Source organism: Pseudoalteromonas sp. SR41-7 (assembly GCF_014163935.1).
Lineage (GTDB): Bacteria > Pseudomonadota > Gammaproteobacteria > Enterobacterales > Alteromonadaceae > Pseudoalteromonas > Pseudoalteromonas distincta.
Genome location: NZ_JACJEF010000033.1, coordinates 1 through 2,667, shown reverse-complemented (window position 1 = coordinate 2,667; position 2,667 = coordinate 1). Strand labels below are relative to the sequence as shown.

Annotated in this window: 4 protein-coding genes; 2 read left to right on the top strand and 2 right to left on the bottom strand. The window is 38.1% G+C overall.

Translation table 11 applies throughout. The features are described from left to right. Window positions 1-403: 403 nt before the first annotated feature. Window positions 404-949 (top strand): gamma carbonic anhydrase family protein, encoded by a 546-nt coding sequence (locus H5092_RS20365; RefSeq protein ID WP_002959868.1) that lies wholly within the window; start codon window positions 404-406, stop codon window positions 947-949. On the opposite strand, the gene H5092_RS20360 is transcribed toward H5092_RS20365, so the two are convergent. Further along, window positions 941-1,195, bottom strand: coding sequence for a DUF1488 family protein (locus H5092_RS20360; protein WP_004335144.1), 255 nt, complete (start codon window positions 1,193-1,195; stop codon window positions 941-943). The genes H5092_RS20365 and H5092_RS20360 overlap by 9 nt on opposite strands. Next, window positions 1,192-2,016 carry a shikimate dehydrogenase gene (aroE, locus tag H5092_RS20355; RefSeq protein ID WP_154904294.1) on the bottom strand — a complete coding sequence of 275 codons (825 nt, stop codon included), beginning with the start codon at window positions 2,014-2,016 and terminating at the stop codon, window positions 1,192-1,194. The genes H5092_RS20360 and aroE overlap by 4 nt, the downstream gene beginning before the upstream one ends. 53 nt (window positions 2,017-2,069) lie before the next feature. On the opposite strand from aroE, the gene H5092_RS20350 reads away from it, so the two are divergent. After that, on the top strand, window positions 2,070-2,507 hold the full coding sequence (locus tag H5092_RS20350) for a group II truncated hemoglobin (RefSeq protein WP_182734866.1): 438 nt from the start codon (window positions 2,070-2,072) through the stop codon (window positions 2,505-2,507). Window positions 2,508-2,667: the final 160 nt, after the last annotated feature.

Genomic DNA, 2,667 nt, shown 5'->3' with positions numbered 1-2,667 from the left:
CGAGTGCCCACACAGATGATTGCTTTATATTGTTAAAGAACGTTTTGAGTCGCTTTAGCGTCTCAAGGGATGCGAATAATACACCCTTTATTTTTCGAGTCAACACTTTGTTTTAAACTTTCTTTCGACAATTTAAAACCGAAGTTTTATTTAACTCTCTGAGTAGTTCGTGCCTTGCTATGCTTCAGCGTTTCCCGTCTCAGTGGGGTCGCATTATAGGGAGAACAGATTTTTACGCAAGTACTTTTTTAAAGAAAAAGTAAAAAAAGATGCTGTTCGGTCAGTATCTGAACTAAACCCCCTAAAACTGATAGTTTTGTAACCAAACGGTGCCTGTTATGGTACAAAAAAGACCTTGCTGATACACTCAAAGCTAATAACTATTATCTAAAAGGTACTAAATATGGCAATCCGTTCTTATAAAGGTGTAACTCCTTCGTTTAATTCGTCTGTTTATATTGATGAGTCATCAGTTTTGGTTGGTGATATTACTTTAGGTGATAATAGTAGTGTTTGGCCTTTAGTAGCAGCCCGAGGCGATGTTAACTATATACGTATTGGTAAACGCTCCAATATACAAGATGGCAGTGTATTGCATTTATCTCGTGCAACTAAAAGCAATCCAGATGGTTATCCACTTATTATAGGTGACGATGTAACTGTAGGTCATAAGGTAATGCTGCACGGATGTATATTAGGAAACCGTATACTTGTAGGTATGGGCGCTATTATTATGGATAACGTGGTTGTTGAAGATGATGTAATTATAGGTGGCGGCTCTTTGGTACCACCAAACAAACGCTTAGAGTCTGGTTACTTATATGTAGGGAGTCCGGCTAAGCAAGCCCGCCCTCTAACGGAGCAAGAACTTGCCTTTTTAAAAATATCTGCCGATAACTATGTATCACTTAAAGATGAGTACTTAGCTGAAATAGCTAATTTAAGTTAATAAACTTACTTCAATTTGGCCTGCCGAGTTATAGCTCTCTTCTTCGATAAGCTCCTCGGCACGTTCTTCGTAATCAAAACGATACTTTTCAAAATACTCTGTTGCGTGACTTTCGTCTGTTAGTTTAAGTGTATTTACTTCTATTACACACTCCACCAGCATGCCACTAACTTGTGCAAAAAATACTAGCTGATGATCGGGCTCTCTAAACTCTAGCCTATCTATAAATTGTATTGCCTGATTCATTTAAGCGTTCCTTGTTTGAGCGCATCAACGACGGGAAGTATTTTTGGCATTTTATTACGCCATACATAATATGCTTGAGCAGCTTGACCAACTAACATGCCACTGCCATCTAAAAGCTTAGCGTTAATATTATGCTGTGCAACCCAATTCATAAAAATGGTATTTTGCAGTGAATAAAACATGTCATAAGCGACTTCACAGTTAGTTATGTGTTTTTTATCAAGTGCTGGAAGTTCGTTATTCATACTGCTAGAGGTAGAGTTTATAATTAGTGAGTAATCGCTTACTGGTAAATCATCAAAACCAAAGCCAGATACTGGTCCATATTGGGTAAACAGCTCTGCGAGTTCTTTGGCTTTTTGTGCTGTGCGATTAACTATTATTATTTCCTGAGGGTTATGCTCTAACAAAGGTAAAATAACCCCTCGAGCAGCACCGCCCGCACCTATGATTAAAATGCGTTTATTAGTTATGGCTACTTCATTAGCGAGTAAATCATTTACAAAGCCCACACCATCGGTGTTATCACCGAGTAATGAGCCATTATCTCGTTTTTTTAGTGTATTAACAGCCCCTACTATTTTGGCTAATGGGGTAAGCTCATCAGCCATTGCATAAGCTTGCTCTTTAAATGGCATTGTAACATTAGCACCCACACCGCCTTGCTCAAAAAAAGACAATACTGTTTTTTCAAAGTTATCGATAGGTGCTAATATTGCGCGATAGTCGATTTGCTCACCCAGTGATACAGCAAATTGTTTATGTATCGCGGGGGATTTTGAATGTTTAATTGGATTTCCAAAAACCGCATATTTGTCCATTTTAAAGCAACCTCTTTGCAGCTATAAACTGCCTATTAACAATGATAAGTAATATGATTAAACGACTTTTTTCTAAATCTAAGCCGGCTCCCGAGCAACAGGCTCCTACTCCTGAAAAAACACCGTATGAAATAATAGGTGGAGAGAAAGGGGCGCGAGCTATCTCCAATCGATTCTACGACATAATGGAGTCAGATGAATACGCTAAACCGTTATATGATATGCATCCTCTGCCATTAGATCGAATTCGCCAAGTATTTTTTGAATTTTTATCTGGTTGGTTAGGCGGGCCAAACCTATTTACTGAAAAATATGGCCAGCCAATGCTACGTAAAAGACATATGCCTTTTACTGTAGATAAAGCATTGCGCGATCAGTGGATGTACTGCATGAATAAAACGCTGGATATAGAAATAGACAATCCGTTGTTACGTGAAGGCTTAAAGCAATCATTCTCTCAACTAGCAACGCACATGATCAATCAGCATTAAATTTATATTTAGCCATAATGCAAAAAGGCGCTAATTAGCTGTCTCTTATACACAAATCCCTGCTAAGAAATTAGCGGGGATTTTTTTGAACTAAATCTCAATGTCATGATCAGATCTTCAAATCTTGTTTGAGGGCACATTATGATTAACGAACATACTC

What these genes read in the sequence shown, in the direction of transcription:
- H5092_RS20365 (WP_002959868.1), top strand. Translation starts at nt 404, where the DNA reads ATGGCAATCCGTTCTTATAAAGGTGTAACTCCTTCGTTTAATTCGTCT.
- H5092_RS20360 (WP_004335144.1), bottom strand. Translation starts at nt 1,195, where the DNA reads ATGAATCAGGCAATACAATTTATAGATAGGCTAGAGTTTAGAGAGCCC.
- aroE (WP_154904294.1), bottom strand. Translation starts at nt 2,016, where the DNA reads ATGGACAAATATGCGGTTTTTGGAAATCCAATTAAACATTCAAAATCC.
- H5092_RS20350 (WP_182734866.1), top strand. Translation starts at nt 2,070, where the DNA reads ATGATTAAACGACTTTTTTCTAAATCTAAGCCGGCTCCCGAGCAACAG.